The 19,944-nt window shown below is 36.2% G+C and carries 17 protein-coding genes and 1 pseudogene; 13 read left to right on the top strand and 5 right to left on the bottom strand.

Translation table 11 applies throughout. The features are described 5' to 3' along the window. Positions 1-107 precede the first annotated feature (107 nt). Both mnmG and AOB46_RS14260 read left to right on the top strand, forming a co-directional pair. Positions 108-1,970 carry a tRNA uridine-5-carboxymethylaminomethyl(34) synthesis enzyme MnmG gene (gene mnmG, locus AOB46_RS14265; protein WP_062700525.1) on the top strand — a complete coding sequence of 621 codons (1,863 nt, stop codon included), beginning with the start codon at positions 108-110 and terminating at the stop codon, positions 1,968-1,970. A gap of 114 nt (positions 1,971-2,084) precedes the next feature. Further along, entirely contained in the window at positions 2,085-2,906 is an 822-nt protein-coding gene (locus AOB46_RS14260) for a class I SAM-dependent methyltransferase (protein WP_062700523.1), read from the top strand. A 1,436-nt stretch (positions 2,907-4,342) separates the two neighbouring features. Here AOB46_RS14260 and AOB46_RS14255 read toward each other — a convergent pair. Then, positions 4,343-5,533 (bottom strand): phosphoglycerate kinase, encoded by a 1,191-nt coding sequence (locus tag AOB46_RS14255; RefSeq protein WP_062700684.1) that lies wholly within the window; start codon positions 5,531-5,533, stop codon positions 4,343-4,345. 556 nt (positions 5,534-6,089) lie between these two features. On the opposite strand from AOB46_RS14255, the gene rpiB reads away from it, so the two are divergent. The 11 genes and pseudogenes from rpiB (at position 6,090) to tsaB (ending at position 15,305) form a co-directional block, all read left to right on the top strand. Continuing rightward, on the top strand, positions 6,090-6,524 hold the full coding sequence (gene rpiB, locus AOB46_RS14250; protein ID WP_062700521.1) for a ribose 5-phosphate isomerase B: 435 nt from the start codon (positions 6,090-6,092) through the stop codon (positions 6,522-6,524). 354 nt (positions 6,525-6,878) lie between these two features. Further along, positions 6,879-7,607, top strand: a complete 729-nt coding sequence (locus AOB46_RS14245; protein ID WP_131724385.1) for a hypothetical protein — start codon at positions 6,879-6,881, stop codon at positions 7,605-7,607. A 160-nt stretch (positions 7,608-7,767) separates the two neighbouring features. Then, a pseudogene (locus AOB46_RS23860) lies at positions 7,768-8,022 on the top strand (thrombospondin type 3 repeat-containing protein); the annotation flags it as partial. Between the two features lie 622 nt (positions 8,023-8,644). Beyond that, positions 8,645-10,798 carry a ribonuclease R gene (gene rnr, locus AOB46_RS14235; protein ID WP_062700515.1) on the top strand — a complete coding sequence of 718 codons (2,154 nt, stop codon included), beginning with the start codon at positions 8,645-8,647 and terminating at the stop codon, positions 10,796-10,798. A gap of 243 nt (positions 10,799-11,041) precedes the next feature. Beyond that, complete coding sequence (locus tag AOB46_RS14230; RefSeq protein WP_062700513.1) at positions 11,042-11,728, top strand: LysE family translocator; 687 nt, start codon at positions 11,042-11,044, stop codon at positions 11,726-11,728. Beyond that, the gene (locus tag AOB46_RS14225; protein ID WP_062700511.1) at positions 11,725-12,654 is read left to right on the top strand and encodes an LD-carboxypeptidase; all 930 of its coding nucleotides are present in this window, start codon (positions 11,725-11,727) and stop codon (positions 12,652-12,654) included. Before AOB46_RS14230 ends, AOB46_RS14225 begins: the two co-directional genes overlap by 4 nt. A gap of 2 nt (positions 12,655-12,656) precedes the next feature. Further along, positions 12,657-12,929 carry a hypothetical protein gene (locus AOB46_RS14220; RefSeq protein WP_062700509.1) on the top strand — a complete coding sequence of 91 codons (273 nt, stop codon included), beginning with the start codon at positions 12,657-12,659 and terminating at the stop codon, positions 12,927-12,929. Next, positions 12,919-13,329 carry a hypothetical protein gene (locus AOB46_RS14215; RefSeq protein ID WP_062700507.1) on the top strand — a complete coding sequence of 137 codons (411 nt, stop codon included), beginning with the start codon at positions 12,919-12,921 and terminating at the stop codon, positions 13,327-13,329. The genes AOB46_RS14220 and AOB46_RS14215 overlap by 11 nt, the downstream gene beginning before the upstream one ends. Beyond that, positions 13,329-13,700, top strand: coding sequence for a YraN family protein (locus AOB46_RS14210; RefSeq protein ID WP_062700505.1), 372 nt, complete (start codon positions 13,329-13,331; stop codon positions 13,698-13,700). Before AOB46_RS14215 ends, AOB46_RS14210 begins: the two co-directional genes overlap by 1 nt. Positions 13,701-13,788: 88 nt before the next feature. After that, positions 13,789-14,538, top strand: coding sequence for an SDR family NAD(P)-dependent oxidoreductase (locus AOB46_RS14205; RefSeq protein ID WP_062700503.1), 750 nt, complete (start codon positions 13,789-13,791; stop codon positions 14,536-14,538). Between the two features lie 86 nt (positions 14,539-14,624). After that, positions 14,625-15,305 carry a tRNA (adenosine(37)-N6)-threonylcarbamoyltransferase complex dimerization subunit type 1 TsaB gene (gene tsaB, locus AOB46_RS14200; protein ID WP_062700501.1) on the top strand — a complete coding sequence of 227 codons (681 nt, stop codon included), beginning with the start codon at positions 14,625-14,627 and terminating at the stop codon, positions 15,303-15,305. A 13-nt stretch (positions 15,306-15,318) separates the two neighbouring features. Here the strand turns inward: tsaB and AOB46_RS14195 are convergent, their stop codons facing one another. The 4 genes from AOB46_RS14195 to AOB46_RS14180 form a co-directional block, all read right to left on the bottom strand. Then, positions 15,319-17,898, bottom strand: a complete 2,580-nt coding sequence (locus AOB46_RS14195) for a tetratricopeptide repeat protein (RefSeq protein WP_062700500.1) — start codon at positions 17,896-17,898, stop codon at positions 15,319-15,321. Positions 17,899-17,985: 87 nt separating this feature from the next. Then, positions 17,986-18,540 (bottom strand): Maf family protein, encoded by a 555-nt coding sequence (locus AOB46_RS14190; protein ID WP_062700498.1) that lies wholly within the window; start codon positions 18,538-18,540, stop codon positions 17,986-17,988. Positions 18,541-18,549: 9 nt separating this feature from the next. Then, complete coding sequence (locus tag AOB46_RS14185; protein ID WP_062700496.1) at positions 18,550-19,068, bottom strand: KdsC family phosphatase; 519 nt, start codon at positions 19,066-19,068, stop codon at positions 18,550-18,552. Then, entirely contained in the window at positions 19,058-19,807 is a 750-nt protein-coding gene (locus AOB46_RS14180; RefSeq protein WP_062700494.1) for a Rossmann-like and DUF2520 domain-containing protein, read from the bottom strand. Before AOB46_RS14180 ends, AOB46_RS14185 begins: the two co-directional genes overlap by 11 nt. Positions 19,808-19,944: the final 137 nt, after the last annotated feature.

The following is a 19,944-nucleotide window of genomic DNA, read 5'->3' as shown; positions in this document are numbered from 1 at the left end:
AATTATAAGCACAATAAGAAATCATCTACAGTGCATTTTCGAAAAATGTTTCACGTGAAACATTCGCAGAATATTAAATTTAAAAGGCTTAAAACAAGCATAATAAAATGATTTCAGAAACATATGATGTAATTGTAGTAGGTGCCGGACACGCAGGTTGTGAAGCAGCAGCAGCGGCAGCTAATTTAGGATCAAAGACCCTACTTATTACAATGAATATGCAGACCATCGGACAGATGAGCTGCAACCCGGCAATGGGTGGAATTGCAAAAGGACAGATCGTTCGCGAGATTGATGCGATGGGAGGATATTCCGGAATTGTGGCAGATAAATCTGCTATTCAATTCAAAATGCTGAATCTCTCAAAAGGTCCTGCAATGTGGTCACCAAGAACTCAGAATGACAGAATGCTTTTTGCTGAAGAATGGAGACTCGCATTGGAAAATACTCCCAATCTTGATTTCTTTCAGGATATGGTAAAACAGCTTATTGTTGAAAATAATAAAGTAACCGGAGTCGTTACTTCTCTAGGAATTGAAATCAAAGGAAAATCTGTAGTGCTAACTAATGGAACTTTCCTTAACGGATTAATTCACGTTGGAGATAAACAATTAGGCGGAGGAAGGATGGGTGAGCCAAGAGCATTTGGAATTACAGAACAATTGGTCACTTTAGGTTTTGAAGCAGGAAGAATGAAAACCGGTACTCCACCGAGAGTAGACGGAAGAAGTTTGGATTATTCAAAAATGGAAGAACAGAAAGGAGATGAAAATCCACAAAAGTTCAGCTATCTTGACACTCCAAAATTAACCAAACAGCTAAGCTGCCATATCGTATATACAAACGAAACAGTACATGATATTTTAAGAGAAGGCTTTGACAGAAGTCCAATGTTTAATGGAACAATTCAAAGTCTCGGACCAAGATACTGCCCAAGTATTGAAGATAAAATTAACCGTTTTGCCGAAAGAAACAGACACCAGCTTTTCGTAGAACCGGAAGGATGGAAGACCGTAGAAATTTATGTAAACGGATTCAGTTCCTCTCTTCCTGAAGATGTACAGATCAAAGCAATGAAACATATCCCCGGATTTGAAAACGTAAAAGTTTTCCGGCCAGGGTATGCTATTGAATATGACTACTTCCCTCCTACCCAGCTAAAGCATACTTTAGAAACAAAACTGATCGATAACTTATATTTTGCCGGGCAGATTAACGGGACAACAGGATATGAAGAAGCAGCAGGACAAGGCTTAATCGCCGGTATCAACGCTCACAATAAAGTACATGAAAAAGAAGAATTCATCCTTAACAGAGATGAAGCTTATATTGGTGTTCTTATTGACGACCTTATTACAAAAGGAACTGAGGAGCCTTACAGAATGTTTACTTCACGTGCCGAATACAGACTTCTTTTAAGACAGGATAACGCAGATATCAGATTAACGGAGAAAGCATATCATTTAGGTCTTGCAAAAGAAGACAGATTAAGAAAAGTAGAAACAAAACTATCTGAAAGCCAACAACTTGAAGAATTCCTACGCGAAACTTCTTTAAAACCAGGAATCATTAATCCTATCCTGTCATCTATAGAGAGCAGCCCTGTGGATCAGGCATACAGGGCTTCACAGATTCTTACCAGACCTAATATGACATTAGAGAAGCTTGATGAAATTGAAACCATTAAAGAGTTCTCTTCCCAATATAGTGACGAGGTAAGAGAACAGGCAGAAATTAATATCAAGTACAGAGGTTATATAGAAAAGGAAAAGGAAAATGTTGCCAAGATAAACCGTCTTGAAAATATTAAAATCCCTGAAGATTTTGATTATACCAAGCTTTCTAGCCTTTCTGCAGAGGCAAAACAGAAAATGACCAATGTAAAACCAAAAACCATTGCACAGGCAGGAAGAATAAGCGGTGTTTCCCCTGCTGATATCAATGTTTTACTGGTCTATTTAGGACGTTAACTTAAAATGTTTCACGTGAAACATTTTTTAAAATAAAGGAAAAATTAAGGTATTTATAAGCTTTACTAAAACTTATAGATATCTTAATTTTTAATATAAAAAGATTATAGTTTAATGAAAATAAAAGATCATTTTCTTTCACAGGAAATATTTGAGATTAAGGAAACGGATACAAAAGGAGTCTTTAAAACCACTCCTATCCCATCCAATATTTCTAAATATTATGAAAGTGAAGATTATATTTCTCACCATCAGGATTCAGGAAGCTTAAAAGAAAAAGTGTATAAGTTTCTTCAGTCTTTCAATTTAAACTACAAAAGAAATATTCTGGCAGAGAGAATTCATAAAGGAGCAAAAGTTCTGGATTACGGATGTGGAGCAGGAGAATTTGTAAAGTATATTGAAAATGATTTCGAAACCTATGGTTATGAACCGGATGCAGATGCAAGAAAGGCTGCTTCGTCAAAAATAGCAAAAGCGACGATTATTGATGATATTCAAAAAATAGAAGATCAAAGCCTGGATGCTATTACCTTATGGCATGTATTTGAGCATATCGAAAATCAGGATGAGATGCTTAGAATATTTCATGGGAAATTAAAAAAGAAAGGACTTCTTGTTATTGCCGTACCCAACCCTACTTCTTATGATGCTTTACATTATAAAGAATACTGGGCCGCTTATGACGTACCAAGACACATCTATCATTTTTCAAAAAACGGAATGGAGAATCTTATATCTAAAAATCCTAACTGGAAAATGAGAAAAATCAAACCTTTAATTCTGGATTCGTATTACATCTCTATGTTAAGCGAAAAATATAAAAAATCTCCATTTTTCTGGTTTAAAGCAACCATCTACGGAACAATTTCGAACGTAAAAGCCCTTTTTTCGAACGAATATTCCAGTTTGATATATATTATCGAAAAATCTTAGAAAATCGATTTTTAAGCTATTTCTGAAGGTCGATTTTCAGCATATTAACCCAAAATCTACAAAACTCAGGAAAAAAATCCTGAGTTTTATTTTTTAAAGCCAGGATATAAGCTTAAGCTAATCTTATCAAAATTCAAAATCAGATTTTCCCGGCACTCCCCTATTTTATTTTTTTATTGGAATGACTCTCTCAGAATCAAATTATGCTTTCAATTAATTAAAAGCAAAATACTAGGAAAGCCAGGGAAATTCACGATAACAAATAAAAAAATAAGGCATATAAAAATTAAATTCGGTCAAAAACATAGAATTTAAAGCCTATTTTTTAATTAACATATAAAACTATCAAAAATTACAGAAAATCGATTTAAGAGCTAATTCTGAAAGTCATTTTTTGATACTTTTTCAAATTAAACTACAAACAGATTTGAAAAGACCTCATAACAGGAAAACCCATCCGGAAAATAAAAAAGAGAAATCTAAAAAAATATACTAGTTCTTCTAATCATATTTCAATAAACAGGTTGGGTGAAAAATAATCCTACTTATAAAAATACAATCCAAAATTTTTGCAGTTCTTAATCCACAGAATTCTGTAACCGGAACCGGAGAAAAAAACTTTCTTACCTCTTTCCAAAAATGAACTTACGTTCAACAGAATACGAGCAATGAATATTATCCAAAGTATTTAGAAATTCTCAGCAGAAATTTAAGAATCTGCATTAAGCTGAAAGGAAAGCAGTATTTTAAATAATAACAAAAATTATTTTGAAAAAACGTTACAAGATCAATACATTTTCAAAAATTTAAAACTGCCTAAGGAAATCAAAAAAAACTATCTCTTACAAACAAAAAAAATAGTTTAAATATTAATAATCAAATAATTACAACACTATCACTAAAGTGAGAAATAAAAAAAATCATAATATAAATAACTTTAAAATATCATCATACATCCATACTGCGAAAAAGTGAACTAATGCTCCGAGAATAAATTTCAATTTAAAGCCTTCCTATTAACCCATTCTGAATAATAAATTCTGATTTATATCGGCAAAGCCTGGATTAATGTATGGATTAATCGCTCAATAGGGCACTCTGTTTATAGAAATTTATACACGATCTAAGGTGAGCTCCGTAGGAGCGGCCTTATAATTATGTTGATTAAAATATAATATTAAAGAGTTTTAATAAATTAAAAGATTTAATTTGAATTATTCGCGACGGAAAAATGAAAATAAATCCATTCAATTAAAACAAATCCCTATTATAAAAATTTAAAGAAAACAAATAAATCAACTGCAATAACTATAACTAAAAGTTATATGTAAAATATACTTAATCCCCGATAAATGCAGAGTTTTTACAAAAGAATTTTGAGTAAAAAAGCCTGCTAATAGTATTAGCAAGCTTTGAAATATAGAATGTATTATCTATTAATTATTAATTGCAGCTACACCTGGAAGTTCCAAACCTTCAAGGCTTTCAAGCATTGCTCCACCTCCGGTAGAAACATAGCTTACTTTGTCTCCGTAACCGAATTGTTTAACGAAAGCAACACTGTCACCACCTCCCACTAATGAGAAAGCTCCTAAGCTTGTTGCTTCAGCAATGCTGTCTCCCAGAGCAATAGTCCCGGCAGCAAAATTAGACATTTCAAAAACTCCGATAGGACCGTTCCAAAGAATAGTTCTTGAATTCAACAGAACATCATTGAACTGATCTCTTGATTTATGACCGGCATCAAGTCCCATCCAGCCTTCGGGAATAGCATAAATATCAGCTTCTTTTCTCTCCGCCTCATTGTTGAAACTTTCAGCAATAATAGCATCGGATGGTAAATATACTTTTACATTATGCTCTTTTGCCTTAGCCAGAATTTCCAGAGCTAAAGGCAGTTTATCCTCTTCTACCAGAGAATTTCCGATTTTTCCACCAAGTGCCTTAATAAAAGTAAAAGCCATACCTCCACCCACAATCAGATTATCGATTGCCGGAAGGATATTTTCAATAATGGTAATTTTAGTTGAAACTTTTGAGCCTCCAAGAATAGCTGTTACAGGCCTCTCCCCTCCTTTCAGTACTTTATCAATTGCCTGAAGCTCCTTAGCCATCAGTAAACCGAAAAACTTAGTTGATTCAAAAAACTTTGCAATAACAGCTGTTGAGGCATGAGCACGGTGCGCAGTTCCAAATGCATCGTTCACATAAGCATCTCCCAATTTAGAAAGCTGCTCTGCAAATGATTCATCCCCTTTTTCTTCTTCATTATGAAAACGCAGATTCTCTAACAATAAAATTTCACCCGGTTGAAGCTCTGACGCAGCCTTTTCAGCCTTCTCCCCTACACATTCATCAACAAACTTCACTTCCTGACCAAGAACACTTGAAACCTCATTTCTGATATGTTTCAGAGAAAACTCATCTTTCACCTCCCCTTTAGGTCTTCCAAGGTGAGTCATCAGGATAACAGAACCTCCGTCCTTAAGAATTTTTTCTACCGTGGGCTTCACCGCAACGATTCTCGTATTATCCGTTACATTAAGCTGATCATCCTGTGGAACATTAAAGTCCACACGAACCAAAGCCTTCTTGTCTTTAAAATTGAAATCATTGATTGTTTTCATAAGTAACATTGAATTTTTCGTTTCACAAATGTAAGCTTTTAAACTTTTTCAACAGATTCATTGAAATAAAAGTTTTCAAAAACTTTCCCGCAGTCTCAACATTCAATAATCAACAATTTTTTCTCTTTTAAAAAAAAGAATAATGTCCTTGTTGTTGAGTATTGTTAGTTTCGGGGATAAGTTTTAAATTAAAAGTTGATAACACTTAATTTTAATATAACTCATATTTAATTCACAATATAAAAGACTGTAAACATGCATTTTTCAATACTTATTCACAGTTGTTGATAACTTTCATAAAAAATGAATATTAGTAATTTTTTTATGGAAAAAGTTAAGATTGGATGTGAAAAAGATTTGGGAAATTGTGGTTAAAGTTTTCGGATTAATTTTCCATTACGAAATAATTTAATGTTAAAAAATATAAACTTGATAAAAGTTTTCCACAGTTATTCACAGGGCTTTTCACAATTAACTACCGGTTTACTAACATCAATTGTTATTATTCTTACCTTTGTCCTGAAATAAAATCTATACAAGACTTAATAAAGGTATTATGAAAAGAAAAATAGCGATTGCTGCAGACCATGCAGGCTATGAATACAAGGAGATTGTTAAAAACTATCTTTCAGAACGATTTGAAGTTCAGGATTTTGGAACGTTTTCCACAGAGAGTGTGGATTATCCGGACTTTGTTCACCCTGCTGCAGCTTCTGTGGAAAACGGGGAAAACGAACTCGGAATTTTAATCTGCGGAAGCGGAAACGGAGTACAGATCACGGCAAACAAGCATCAGAAGATCCGATGCGCATTATGCTGGATGCCGGAGATTGCTGTGCTGGCAAGGCAACATAACGATGCTAACATGATTTCAATGCCGGCAAGGTTTATTTCCAAGGAACTGGCTATTGAAATTGCTGAAAAGTTTCTCGCTACAGATTTTGAAGGAGGAAGACACCAGAACAGAGTTGATAAAATCGCAGTTTGCTAAAAATATAAAGGTCTGTAAATCAAATTACAGACCTTATTTATTTTTTATTTTATATCTTTGCACTGCCTTGCAGAGTTTACTACCCCTGTATCTCCTACAGAATTAAAGAGAATTTAATCATACGTTTCCCCACACTTTCCTCACATTTGTATTGAATTTATAAACGAAATTTATAGTTTTAAATTAGATTAAAAAACTAAAACTTGAAGTTGAATCAAAAACTATCTTGCAGAGACTATTTTTATGAGAATTTATCTAACCTTTCTTTTTCTGTTTTTATTTATTGGGATATCTGGACAGCTGGGTAGAAGAGATAAATTGGAATGCAGTATAAAAAAATTCAGAACCTATTGTATGGAAAATCCCGGGAAAAATATTTCTGAGATATCATTTTCAAAGGGGTTGAAATTCTTTGGAAGATATGAGGATTTCAAAGATGAATTTTCAGAATATCTGATCTCCACGAAGAAGAAAGATATAACCTGTTTTCCCAGTACAAAAGACAGTATAAGATATGATGAATACGGGCAGAATAAAGTATGGTCATATAATGAAAAAGACGGATGGCCGTTTTATTATTCATACTCCAGGAAGTTTTCATATAAAGGAACTGTTGAGAATATAAAATTTCCGGATTATTACCAATATAATCCTGCTTCCCAAAAGAATTATCTTATTTTCTACAGCAAAGAGCAGGAGAATAATAAAAGTTATGAAGTATTTTTTAATGTATTTAACGATAGTGATCAATTAATTTATACTTTTCACCAGCGGGAAAACGAGTTTGATGAATATACATTTCATGAAGCTGAAGATGGTCCGTTTTATAAAAAGAGCGTGTATAAAAATGGTAAACTCTTTTCAGAGCTCCGTATTGCCAGGCATTATGAAACTGGATTCAAAAAAGATATTAAGCAGTATAATCTGACAAAATCTTATATAATGAATGAAAAAGGAATTCCGGTTTTGGTGCAGTCAAAATTTGCTGAAGGAAAAACAGACTGTAACTGTAGTAAAGGATATATTACAAAAATAAGATACAAGCCTGAAGAAGCCTGTGACAATGGAATTATTCTGGACTGAAAATTGATAAGATAAAATTATTAAAAACTAATACCTAATGAAAATAAAAGCATCTTTACTATTACTTTTAGTTATAAGTGTTCTCCATGCTCAGGAAGTAGAAAATCAGGAAGCTTTTAAAAAATGCAGAAAAGAATTCAACAAAAAAAAATGTCTTTCTGATACGGATGGAGACGGAACACTATTTTACCTGGACAAGTGTCCCGAAGAAGCCGGTCCGGCAGAAAATGATGGCTGTCTTTGGCCGGATGAGGATGGTGACGGTACACCGGATAAAGATGATGTATGCCCTACAGTAGCAGGCCCTGCTGAAAACAATGGCTGTCTGTGGCAGGATACAGATGGTGATGGTATTCTGGATAAGGATGATGCATGCCCAACTGTACAGGGAACTGCTGAGCTCCAAGGCTGCCCTCCTCATGTTACTCACTATTACACACAGGAGGAACTTAAAAAAGTTGAAGATGATTTTACGATCAGGACAAAAGGTTATAATTTTCATGCTCTTGCAGATCTGCTTTTTAAAAAGATTGATAAAAAATCGGTTAAACATAAAATAGTGTATGTGGGTGTTCTTAATGTTTCTACAGCTGGGTGTGGAATGGACAGAACAGACTATTCTGCAGTTAATCTGTTAAATAGCTTGAAATTCAGGTCTTTTTGGGATGAAAGAAACTTTAAGAAATTTGTTGGTCTTTTTCCGGAAAAAACCATCATCCCGGTTCCAAGATCTGCAATGGCTGGTTACTATGGAGAATATTTAGAACAATTGAACTTTAAAGGAGTTCCTCAATCTAAACTGGATTACAGGATTGTTTATAATATTAAAGGTAATTTTGTAAAAGAAACAAACACCAAAGAATTAATAATTCCGGACAGTGATTTCATTACTTTGAATATCAATACGGAAGAAAAGAAAAACAAAGCTGAAGTACGGCTGGGGGATCTCATCTGTTATTTTGAATTCAAAAACGGCTCGGTTATTGAAATTTCAAAAGAGAATTATGAGAACTCATAACAATTAAATTAACATTAAAATGTCAAAAAAAAGAAAATATATAAGTCAGAAAAATGACCATAAATTAATGGAGATCGGAAGACAGATTCTCCGTTTTATGAATGCTAATTCGTCTAAAATCTACAATTATAAACAGATCGCAGACGGAATAGATTATAAGAATCCAAGACAGAGAGAACAGGTAATTCAGGCTCTGCACAAACTTCAGGCCTCTGAAAAGATCAAAGAAGTAGACAAAGGAAAATATATTGTGAACCTTAAAATTGCAGGGACACTTACGGGAACTATTGATTTTAACCAGTCCGGGAATGCCTATGTAAGCGTTGAAGGTCTGGAAGATGACATCTTTATCCATTCCAAAAACGTAAAAGATGCATTACAGGGTGATAAGGTTTTAATCATAACCTATCATTTCAAAGGAAAAAAACTGGAAGGTTCGGTACTGGAAGTCCTGGAGAGAACAAGAACCGAGTTTGTAGGAACTTTTCAGGTAGTTGCCCATAAAGATTTTGGATTTGTTGTATGTGATAAAAAAACAATCAATACCGATATTTTTATTCCAAAAACGAAATTCGGAGGTGCGGAAAATGGTGATAAGGTCATCGTAAAAATGACGGAATGGAAACCCGGAGATAAAAACCCTGAAGGTGAAATTATCCAGGTACTGGGTGCTCCAGGTGAGCATGAAACAGAAATTCACTCTATCCTTGCGGAATACGGACTGCCTTATGATTTCCCTGAAGAAGTGGAGCTGGATGCAGATAAGATCAACAGAACGATTACCAATGAAGAAGTTGCAAAACGCTGGGATATGAGGGATATTTGTACTTTCACCATTGACCCTAAAGATGCGAAAGATTTTGATGATGCCTTATCCATCAGGAAACTGGAAAACGGCAACTGGGAGATCGGGGTGCATATTGCAGACGTTTCCCATTACGTAGTGCCCGGAACGATTCTGGATGATGAAGCTTATAAAAGAGCAACTTCTGTGTATCTGGTAGACCGTGTGGTTCCTATGCTTCCGGAAGTTTTGAGTAATGATGTATGCTCACTCCGCCCGAATGAAGATAAATATACCTTTTCTGCTGTATTCCAGCTGAATGATAGAGCTGAGATCCAGAAACAGTGGTTCGGAAGAACAGTGATCCATTCAGACAGGAGGTTTACCTATGAAGAAGCCCAGGAGCGCATAGAAACTGGTAAAGGTGACCTGGCCGAAGAAATTAATACATTGGACAGACTTGCGAAGATTATGCGCGATGAAAGAATCAGAAAAGGAGCCATTACTTTTGACAGAAGCGAAGTACGTTTCAACCTGGACGAAAATAATGAACCGGTTGGGGTTTACTTTAAAATCAGTAAAGATTCTAATCACCTGATTGAAGAATTCATGCTTCTGGCCAATAAAAAAGTCTCTGAATTTGTTTCACTGACCAATAAGGGAGGATTAACGAACAATACTTTTATCTACAGGGTTCACGATGATCCGGATCCTGCCAAACTGGAAGCATTAAGAGACTTTGTATCTACTTTCGGATATAAAATGAATCTGGATAATACCAAAAAAGTAGCAGAATCCCTGAACAGGCTTTTACATGATGTGAAAGGCAAAGGAGAAGAAAATATGATTGAAACACTCGCCATGAGAAGTATGAGTAAAGCGGTATATTCTACAGAACCTATTGGCCACTATGGTCTCGGTTTTGAGTATTACAGCCACTTCACCTCTCCTATCCGACGTTATCCTGATCTTCTCGCTCACCGTCTTTTACAGCATTATCTTGACGGAGGAAAATCTCCGGGTAAGGCAGAGCTGGAAGAAAAAGCAAAACATTGCAGTGCTATGGAAAGACTTGCCGCAGACGCAGAAAGAGATTCTATTAAATTCATGCAGGTGAAATTCATGGAAAAACATCTTGGTGAAACCTTCAAAGGAGTGATCTCAGGAGTTGCAGAATTTGGCTTCTGGGTCGAAATCCCTGAAAACGGAGCTGAAGGATTAATCAAATTAAGAGATCTGGTAGATGATTCTTATTCATATGAAGCAAAAACCCACGCTGTATATGGCATCAGAACCGGTAAAAGATACCAGCTGGGTGATGAAGTTCATATTAAAGTAGTGAAAGCCAATCTGATCCAGAAGCAGCTGGACTTTAAGATTGTTGATTAATGAAATTTTAAATAAAAAAATAAAATGAGGTTGTTTCGGATAGGAACAACCTTTTTTATATCAAAAAAACTATCCTTTATCAATCTTTTTTCTTCTTCCATCATCCTGATTCCATTCCATCTTAAAAACACAGCGCGCTCTAAAACTTAGTTGATATATCACAACTTTATTGAATAATTAAATCATAAAGTCTAACTTTGTATAAAACGGAATGAAAATTATTTTTCATTTAAATATTATTGAATGTTTGAACTCGTACTTTCTGCTATTGTATTAGGATTCATGCTGAGTCTGGTTTTTATAGGACCCATTTTTTTCCTTTTAATTGAAACCAGTTTTTCCCGCGGGCCAAAGCACGCCTTGTCCTTAGATCTGGGTGTGATTACAGCTGATCTGTTATGCATCGTAGCTGCTTATTATGCCAGTGCAGATATTGTAACACTGATAGATAAACATCCTGGTTTTTACAGAATTACCTCTATTCTGATCTTTGTGTACGGAATCGTCATGATGGTCACCAAAACCAAAATGCATATGCCTGGGGAAGAAAAGATCATCAGTCAGAATTATTTTAAGACTTTTTTTAATGGTTTTTTCTTTAATCTATTGAACGTCGGGGTCATTCTTTTCTGGCTGGTAACGGTAATTTCCGTAAGAAACCAGTATCCTGATACCAGCAGCTTCATTCTGTATATAAGCATCGTGATCGGCACGTATCTGTGCATTGATCTGGCTAAAATATTCCTTGCAAAACAATTTCACGATAAATTAACCCAGAAGCTGGCCAACCAGATCAGAAGAATTGTTGGAGTAATTCTGATCGTTTTCAGTTTTTTTATCTTCCTGCAGAGCTTTAAAAAATTCAATCAGTTTGACAGGCAGCTGGAAGAAGCAGAGAAAAAAGAAGTTAAATACCAAAAGACCAAATGAAAAAAATTATCTTTCCGGAACCCCTTAAAAAAGGGGCTAAAATTGCTGTTATTTCCCCTGCCGGAGCCGTAGAGGCTTCACAACTGGAAAAGGGAATAGAAATGATCAGAAAAAAAGGCTTTGAACCTGTATTAGGTGAGCATTTGTATACCAAATTTTCAAACGGATACAACTACGCCGGAACAGAAAAAGAAAGAATAAAAGATATCAACTGGGCTTTAAATGATAAAGAAATAAGTGCCGTGTGGGCTTCAAGAGGAGGATACGGATGCCAGCATCTTGTACAGCACCTTAATCTGAAAAACTTCAGGAAAAATCCGAAATGGTATATCGGTTATTCAGATAATACCGTTATTCAGAGTTTTCTGTTGAAAAAAGGCTTTGCTTCCATTCACGGCCAGACCATTAAAACATCAAGTTTCGGAGTAACAGATGAAAGCTATAATCTCATATTTGATGTATTAAGAGGGAAAAAGCTTAAATACGCCTTAAAATCTCATCAATTGAATAAGCCGGGGAATATGGAAGGAGAATTGACAGGAGGTAATTTAGCCCTTATTTATGCCCTTCTGGGAACTCCTTATTCTTTCGATTTTAAAGATAAGATCCTGTTTATTGAAGACATTGGAGAAAATTTTTATGCACTCGACAGGATGATCATGAGCCTGGAGCTCGCCGGAGTTTTCAAAAAAATAAAAGGTTTGATCATAGGCGGAATGACCAATATGGGAGATGAAAAAGATAATAAAGATTATGAGGAAAGCTTTGACCGTTTTGCCTATAACCTGATCTGGGAAAGAATTTCAAAATATAAATTTCCTGTAGTTTTCGGCTTTCCAAACGGACACATAAAGGATAACAGACCTCTTTTAATAGGCGGAAATGCTAAAGTAAAAGTGGCTGACAAAGTAAAGATTGAGTTTTAAAAATGGATAATTTCATTCTTAAATATAGTTATTCACCAGGCTTTATGGGAGAATTTATATCTAAGAATCTGTCTGTTTCCGAAAAGACAAAACTTGAGTTTTTCTGGTACTTTGATCCCGGTTATTTTCCGGATAATGATGAAGAAAGAATTCAGCAGAGAAGGTTTACGAGGGTAAAAGACAAATTATCCCGTCAATTACAGGAGCAGTTGGAAACAATAATGATGTGGCTAAGATTCAATAAAAAAATGATTTACTTTCGCCATGAAATCTGAAGAAAATAGAATTACCCCAAATAGAATAAAAGGCTTTCTGTATATCATTTTTTTGATGAGCATAGGAACCTATTTCATCTTTTTCCACAGGAGCCTCAAACTTGAACGGAAAGAGAAATGTCCCTGTGATGACAGCTATACTTTATACCAATACCGCGACAGAGGAACAGTTTGGAACAGGGATAAATTTGATCATACGGATTATAAAACCTATAAGCTTGAAAATAAATTGGGCTTCACGGTACATAAACTGGTTCATATCAACCCGGGTAATTGGAATGATTCTGTTTATTCTGCCCAGAACAAATCCGAATTCCAAATCTTTACCCAGCAATTTTCATGGGATTGTCAGAAAAGAGAAGTAAGACTATCAAAGAATCATAAACTATCTTTTGAATAATGGCAGATCACAATGATTTTGGGAAAAAGGCGGAAGATTTAGCTGCGGAATATCTTTTAAAAAACGGGTATAAAATTCTTGTCCGGAATTTCCGTTTTCAGAAAGCTGAAATTGACATTATTGCAGAAAAAGAGAATCTTATCGTCATTGTTGAAGTAAAAGCACGATCCACCGATGCTTTTATGCTGCCCCAGGAAGCGGTTACCAAAGCAAAAATTAAATCTGTCGTGTCCGCGGCCAATCATTATCTGGAAGAATTCAATAGGTATAATGAAGTAAGATTTGACATCATTTCGGTACTTCCCGATGAAAATAAAAACTTAATGGTTGAACATATAGCCGATGCTTTTCAGGCATTGGATGCAAATTAATTGAAAAAGTAACAATCTAAAATATGGCAATGTACGAAGGGGTAAATGCAATTACTGATACCTCTGTTTCATTGCTTTAGTAAAAAATATGAAAACAATATTCATCACCGGAGCTACATCCGGAATAGGAAGATCAACAGCAGAGCTTTTTGCAAAACAGGGAAACAGAATTATTATCTGCGGAAGAAGGACAGAAGTTCTGGAAGAATTGAAAACAGAATTATCTGTATTTACCGAAATATTTAGTTTAAGGTTTGATGTAAGGAGTCTTGAAGAAGTTGAAGCTGCTATAAGTTCCCTTCCTGAAGAATGGAAAAACATTGATGTACTCATTAATAATGCAGGAAATGCCCATGGTCTTGATCCCCTTTCTGCCGGAAATACAGAGGATTGGGATTCTATGATCGATGGAAACGTAAAAGGACTTTTATATGTTTCCAAGATGATCATTCCTTCCATGAAAGAAAGAAATTCAGGCCATATTGTAAACATTAGTTCAGTAGCGGCAAGACAGACCTACATCAACGGAGTGGTGTATTGTGCCACGAAAAAAGCAGTCGATGTCATCTCTGAAGGAATGCGCCTTGAACTGACGGAATTTGGTATTAAAGTGACCAATATCCAGCCCGGTGCTGTGGAAACAGATTTCTCTATGGTAAGGTTTAAAGGAGACCATGAAAAATCGGCTGCGGTATACGCCGGATATGAAGCACTGAAAGCAGAAGACATTGCTGATGCCATTGCTTATTGTGTGAATGCTCCCAAACATGTTTCGGTTTCCGATATGACGATTTATCCGAGCGCCCAGGCTGAACCGAGAACGATTTACAGAAAATAGTATCAAATAAAGATTTAAATTTGCATAAAAATAGTACAGCATTCTGACAACAGATGATTGCTTTACTCTAAATTGTACATGATCCTATGAAAGTTCTATATCTCGAAACCTCTTCCAAAAACTGTTCCGTGGCCATTTCAGATGATGAAAAGCTGCTATGCCTTTGTGAAGAAGTATCTGAAAACTATAAACAGTCCGAAAGCCTTCATACATTTGTAGAATGGGCACTTGAAGGGGCGGGTATTTCTATGAAAGACATTGAAGCCGTTTCTTTAGGAAAAGGCCCCGGGTCTTATACCGGATTAAGAATCGGAGCAGCTTCTGCAAAAGGATTCTGCTATGGTCTTAAAGTTCCTTTGGTAGCAGTGAATTCCCTGGAAAGCATGATAGAGCCTTTTTTAGATAGTAATTATGAATTTATAGTACCATTGATCGATGCAAGAAGAATGGAGGTTTATACAGCCGTTTATGACGGTAATACGGGTAAAGAAATCTCTGGAACCGAAGCTAAGATTCTGGATGAAAATTCTTTTGAAGAATTCCGGAATAAAAAAGTAATTTTTGTGGGTGATGGTGCTAAAAAAGCGCAGGAAATCCTGAATCTGCCGGGTGCTGAGTTCAGAGAAGACATCTACCCTTCTGCACAATACCTTATCAGGAAAACTCTGGAAAGGCTCCGTGAAAAAGAGCTGGAAGATATTGCTTACTTCGAACCCTTTTATTTAAAAGATTTTCATGGAGTAAAGAAAAAGAAAAGCGAAGAATAATTCTTCGCTTTTTTTATTTTTTAGGCTTTACAGGCAGATTTTCCGTAGCCTGTATTTCCTGTGGTCTTGAATCAGGAGTAACTTTATTTTTCATAGGTCTGGTCTGAAGATCATTAAGCGGCTGAACTCCGTTTAACTTTTTTCCCGCAGGATTCTGAGGCTGATTTCCGTTATTCTGGATCTGGTCAGGCTGTGCAGGCATTCCCATTGGCTGCTGGGGAACAGCATTCCCTTTATTATCGGTAGCCTGGAAGCTCAGCTCACTTTTCAGATAATTCAGCATTTCCTTGGCTTTAATACCTTCAGGAGTTTTGGAATAATTCAGTGCAATCTGTTCCAGCTGGAGAATCATTACTTCCTTACCACTGGTTTTTCCGGCGTTGAAAGCGTTGAGCAGATAAAACTTAGGGACCAGGGCATCTTTAGGAAACTTCTGAATGGTCTGATCAATCACGTCCCGGCTTTCCGTAAATTTCTCCGATTCATAAAGTGCATAGGCTCTTTTGTATTCATTTTCAACATCTTCAGAAGATTTTACGAATGAGCTGTTTTTCGGATTTCTGGCAAACTCAGCATAAGAGGTATAAGGGTAATCTGTCAGAAGAATCTGTTTGGCCCTTTCAGAAGCCTGCGGATTCTTTTCATAATTCATGGCAAATATTTCGTACAGAGCCTGAAGCATTACTTTTTCTTCCGGTTTTACATCTACAAGATCATACAGTGTTTTTGTGGCCAGAGGCGTATTGGTAAAATAATTCTGGTACATAATACCCAATCCTAATGATGCAGTGTCCCTGTCTTTTTTCAGCTGGTCCAGCTTACCCTGATCTGTAGGGATCTGTTCAATATAATAGGCTGGTTCAAAACGTCTAGGGTTGGGTGCTGCGGCTACTCCCAGCGCCTCGTTTTTCATGTCCTCAATAGAAGCCATTTTTTTAGAATAACGCCAGTTATCAGCAAGAGCACGGTCTCCCCAGATCTGTTTAAATGAAGAGGTTCCTTTACTTATTGTTCCTGTATTGCTGAAATAAAAACCTTTTGTTGTAACCCCGAAATCTTCAAAAGCATTGGAGCTGTTGGCAAAAATAGAGTTGGCGCTGTAATCTCCCGAATCAAAACCTTTATTCCTTTCTGCACGTCTCCTCTCCTGCTCCTCTTTTTCTTCCTTAGCCTTCAGCTTTGCAATATATTTGCCGAAAAAATCTGTTTTTTGAGTTTCGCTCATCCTGGCTAAAGAGAGAATACTGTCATTCTTTTTGATCAGATAGTAATTCTTGGAGATCTTTTTAATGTAAGCAGACTGATCCTTTAAAAGGATTTTAGACGGCTCATAAGTCATGGCAACCAAAGCAGAATCATAATAGATCCCGGCTCCGATATAATCATTTTTTTCAAGGTAGCTCTTCCCTATTTCATAATAGGTAAGCCCGCGTACCTGTGGGTCAGAAACCTTTTCATGCAGTGATTTCTTAAAAAACTGCTGGGCTTCATCTTTTTTTCCTGCTTTATTGGCCATTAAACCTAAAGCATAGTAAAATTCATTCTTCCTTGAGCCATAAGTTCCTTTTTTACTGATGCCTTCAAGGTAATTTTTAGCCCCGTTATAATCTCCTTTTCCGTTAAATGTTTTGGCAATAGCGATCTGAGATTTCACTTCAAACTCAAAATCATTGGAATATTTATAAGCTGCTGTATAACTTTCTCTGGCCTTTTCATTCTGTCCCAGGTTTTCAAGAACCTGTCCTCTCAGGTAAGCGATTCTGCTTTTCAGCTTCCGGTCGGAATTCAGTTCAAAAGCATTGTCGAGCTCTTTTGCCGCTTCTTCTTTTTTTCCTGCATCCAGAAGAGATTCGGAATAATAAATGCTCAGCAGTTTTGCATAGCTTTTATTGATATCCTCCCCTTTCAGCTTGGCAAAAGCTTCATGAGCTTTATGATAATCCTTGATCTTTGCATAAGCAACACCTTGATAAATCCTCGCCAGAGGAAGCCTTTTATCTTCCTTCATATGAGTAAAAACATAATTTAAGGCGTCCAGTGCTTCCAGAGACTTATTTTGATAAATTCTGGATTGTACGAGGATCATATAAGCATCAAAAATCTGCTTATTTTTCTCTTCACCGTTTCTGATAACAGAATATTTATTAATCGCTTTCAATGCTTTGGCTTCTGCAATCTCCAATGTGGTAGCCCCTTTCTGAGGCATATCAGAGGAACCTGGCTCCCCGGGATTTCCAGGCATTCCCGGAGGTATTCCGGAAGGTGAAGCTCCCCTGCCGTCCATAGGTGAAGGAGTGTTTACCTGTGCCATTTTCATTGAATTTTCTGCAAAGGCGGTACTCTGTCCCAGATCACTTCCCAAAGGCTGATCCTCATAGGTAAGAATAGGAATATAGGGAGCATAGAAGTTATCCTTATGTCCCTTGTCTCTGCTTGTAAACTCACTGTTCAATGCATCTTTTGCATTAAAAAGAGTGTTGTAATATGTGGAAAACCCTTTCAGGAGTTTAGAGCGCTGTTCCGGCTTTTTGGTTTTGGTAGCACAGGAAGCAACGATGCACATCACTAAAAGGAATAAAATATTCTTTTTCATTATTCAATTATAACTCGCTAATGCGTTTTTTATTATCAGCAGTTTGATGATTTTGTAAAAATAATAAAATTTTATAATGAATAATATTTATATTTCTTTCAAAATTTTGTAAACCAAATGGGTAGGAAGTCCCATAATGGTGTAAAAGCTTCCGGTGATCTTTTTAATCCTGGCCATTCCCAGCCATTCCTGAATTCCATAGCTTCCTGCTTTATCAAATGGTTTGTATTTCTGAATATAATACTCTATTTCATCATCTGTTAATTCGTCCAGTTCCACATCGGCAACATCCGTTTCTGTAATTGTTTTATCTGCTTTTTTAAGGGTAATTCCTGTAAAAACCTGATGTGTTTTTCCGGAAAGATATCTTAGCATTTTCCGGGCATCATCTTCATCTTTAGGCTTTCCAAGGATCTGTCCGTTAATGGCCACTACCGTATCTGCGGTCAGCAGAATTTCATCCTCAGTCTGGCCTTGAAATGCATTGGCCTTTAATTCTGATAAATAAGCGGCCGCCTCTTCAACACTGATGGTTTCCGGAAGAATTTCTTCACAATCTATTTTTACGACCTCAAAATCAAGCCCTAATCCGGAAAGTAGTTCTTTTCTCCTAGGAGACTGGGACGCTAAAAGTATTTTCATAAGCCGGGTTTATACAGATTGAGTATTATCATCATGCCAGTTGCCCTGAACTTTCATCACCTGTTCAATCACATCACGTACTGCTCCGCTCCCTCCTTTTTTGGGAGAAATATAATGGGAGATTCCTTTTACTTCAGGAACCGCATTTTCCGGACAGGCAGCAATAGCAGAGTTTTCCATGATATGAATATCCGGAAGGTCATCACCCATAGTAAGGATTTCCTCGTTTCTGAGGTTGTGCTTTGCTTTAAAATTCTCAAAATCAGCCATTTTATTGTGTGATTTTGGATAGTAATCTTCAATGCCGAGATAATTGATTCTGTGTTTTACCATTTCATCATTTCCGCCGGTAATTACTCCTATTAAATAATTGTTTTTTAAAGCTTTAACTACAGCATATCCATCTAAGACGTTCATTACCCTGCACATATTTCCTCCGGGAAGAAGATAGACGCTTCCATCTGTAAAAACACCGTCTACATCAAATACAAAGGCTTTAATATCTTTTAATTTCTCTTTATAACTCATACATTTTTTGAATTGAGTGATTCATTGTTTTATAAATTTCAAGACTTTCATCTTTTAGCAGCTTTTCATGCAGTGCCAGAACCCTCAGGTCATTTCTTACGGCAGGTCCGGTCTGGGCTTTTTTAGGCTCAATTTCATGGATCTTCTGAACCGTTTCATCAATAAGCGGCAGAAAATAATCAAACGGGATTTCCTGTGAATCAGATATTTCTTTTGCTCTTGAGAACAGATGATTTACAAAATTACAGGCAAAAACTGCGGTAAGATGAATGTATTTTCTCTTTTCATGATCGCTTTCCATCACATTTTCAGAAATCCTGGATGCTAATTCAAACAAAATATTCTTATCGCTTTCATTTTCAGCTTCAATGAAAAAAGGGATTTTTTCATATTCCAGTTCTTTTGATTTTGAAAAAGTCTGTAGAGGGTAAAAGCTTGATTTTCTGTATTCTCCGGCCAGTATTTCTTTGGGAAGCGATCCGGAAGTATGGGCTACAAGAGCGTCTTTCTTCATGATCATTTTAGAAACACTTTCAACAGCATTATCACTGACGCAGATAAGATACAGATCAGCATCTTCCAGATGTTCTGTGGAATAAGGAATATGGAGCTCTTCAGAAATATTTTTCAGCTCTGCTTCATTTCTTCCAAAAATCTGTGCTGGCGAAACTCCTTTTAACGTTAAGGCTTTGGCTATATGATAGGCCACATTTCCTGAACCTATAATTACTGTTTGCATCTAACAAAGATAAGATTTTACGATGAGTTCAGAAAAAAAGCCTGAACAGGCAGTAAGGAAATTTTAATATTTATGAAAAGATTCTGTAGAGTAAGGGGTTTGGCATAACCTGCTCATATTATTTACAATATTTGGAC

The sequence above is a fragment of the Chryseobacterium indologenes genome (assembly GCF_001295265.1).
Taxonomy (GTDB): domain Bacteria; phylum Bacteroidota; class Bacteroidia; order Flavobacteriales; family Weeksellaceae; genus Chryseobacterium; species Chryseobacterium indologenes_A.
The sequence above is the reverse complement of the archived record's forward strand: the minus strand, read 5'-3'. Positions and strand labels throughout refer to the sequence as shown.

What these genes read in the sequence shown, in the direction of transcription:
- AOB46_RS14245 (WP_131724385.1), top strand. Translation starts at nt 6,879, where the DNA reads ATGGAAAATCCCGGGAAAAATATTTCTGAGATATCATTTTCAAAGGGG.
- tsaB (WP_062700501.1), top strand. Translation starts at nt 14,625, where the DNA reads ATGAAAGTTCTATATCTCGAAACCTCTTCCAAAAACTGTTCCGTGGCC.
- mnmG (WP_062700525.1), top strand. Translation starts at nt 108, where the DNA reads ATGATTTCAGAAACATATGATGTAATTGTAGTAGGTGCCGGACACGCA.
- AOB46_RS14215 (WP_062700507.1), top strand. Translation starts at nt 12,919, where the DNA reads ATGAAATCTGAAGAAAATAGAATTACCCCAAATAGAATAAAAGGCTTT.
- AOB46_RS14230 (WP_062700513.1), top strand. Translation starts at nt 11,042, where the DNA reads ATGTTTGAACTCGTACTTTCTGCTATTGTATTAGGATTCATGCTGAGT.
- AOB46_RS14180 (WP_062700494.1), bottom strand. Translation starts at nt 19,807, where the DNA reads ATGCAAACAGTAATTATAGGTTCAGGAAATGTGGCCTATCATATAGCC.
- AOB46_RS14205 (WP_062700503.1), top strand. Translation starts at nt 13,789, where the DNA reads ATGAAAACAATATTCATCACCGGAGCTACATCCGGAATAGGAAGATCA.
- AOB46_RS14220 (WP_062700509.1), top strand. Translation starts at nt 12,657, where the DNA reads ATGGATAATTTCATTCTTAAATATAGTTATTCACCAGGCTTTATGGGA.
- AOB46_RS14190 (WP_062700498.1), bottom strand. Translation starts at nt 18,540, where the DNA reads ATGAAAATACTTTTAGCGTCCCAGTCTCCTAGGAGAAAAGAACTACTT.
- rnr (WP_062700515.1), top strand. Translation starts at nt 8,645, where the DNA reads ATGTCAAAAAAAAGAAAATATATAAGTCAGAAAAATGACCATAAATTA.
- AOB46_RS14225 (WP_062700511.1), top strand. Translation starts at nt 11,725, where the DNA reads ATGAAAAAAATTATCTTTCCGGAACCCCTTAAAAAAGGGGCTAAAATT.
- AOB46_RS14260 (WP_062700523.1), top strand. Translation starts at nt 2,085, where the DNA reads ATGAAAATAAAAGATCATTTTCTTTCACAGGAAATATTTGAGATTAAG.
- AOB46_RS14195 (WP_062700500.1), bottom strand. Translation starts at nt 17,898, where the DNA reads ATGAAAAAGAATATTTTATTCCTTTTAGTGATGTGCATCGTTGCTTCC.
- AOB46_RS14255 (WP_062700684.1), bottom strand. Translation starts at nt 5,533, where the DNA reads ATGAAAACAATCAATGATTTCAATTTTAAAGACAAGAAGGCTTTGGTT.
- AOB46_RS14210 (WP_062700505.1), top strand. Translation starts at nt 13,329, where the DNA reads ATGGCAGATCACAATGATTTTGGGAAAAAGGCGGAAGATTTAGCTGCG.
- AOB46_RS14185 (WP_062700496.1), bottom strand. Translation starts at nt 19,068, where the DNA reads ATGAGTTATAAAGAGAAATTAAAAGATATTAAAGCCTTTGTATTTGAT.
- rpiB (WP_062700521.1), top strand. Translation starts at nt 6,090, where the DNA reads ATGAAAAGAAAAATAGCGATTGCTGCAGACCATGCAGGCTATGAATAC.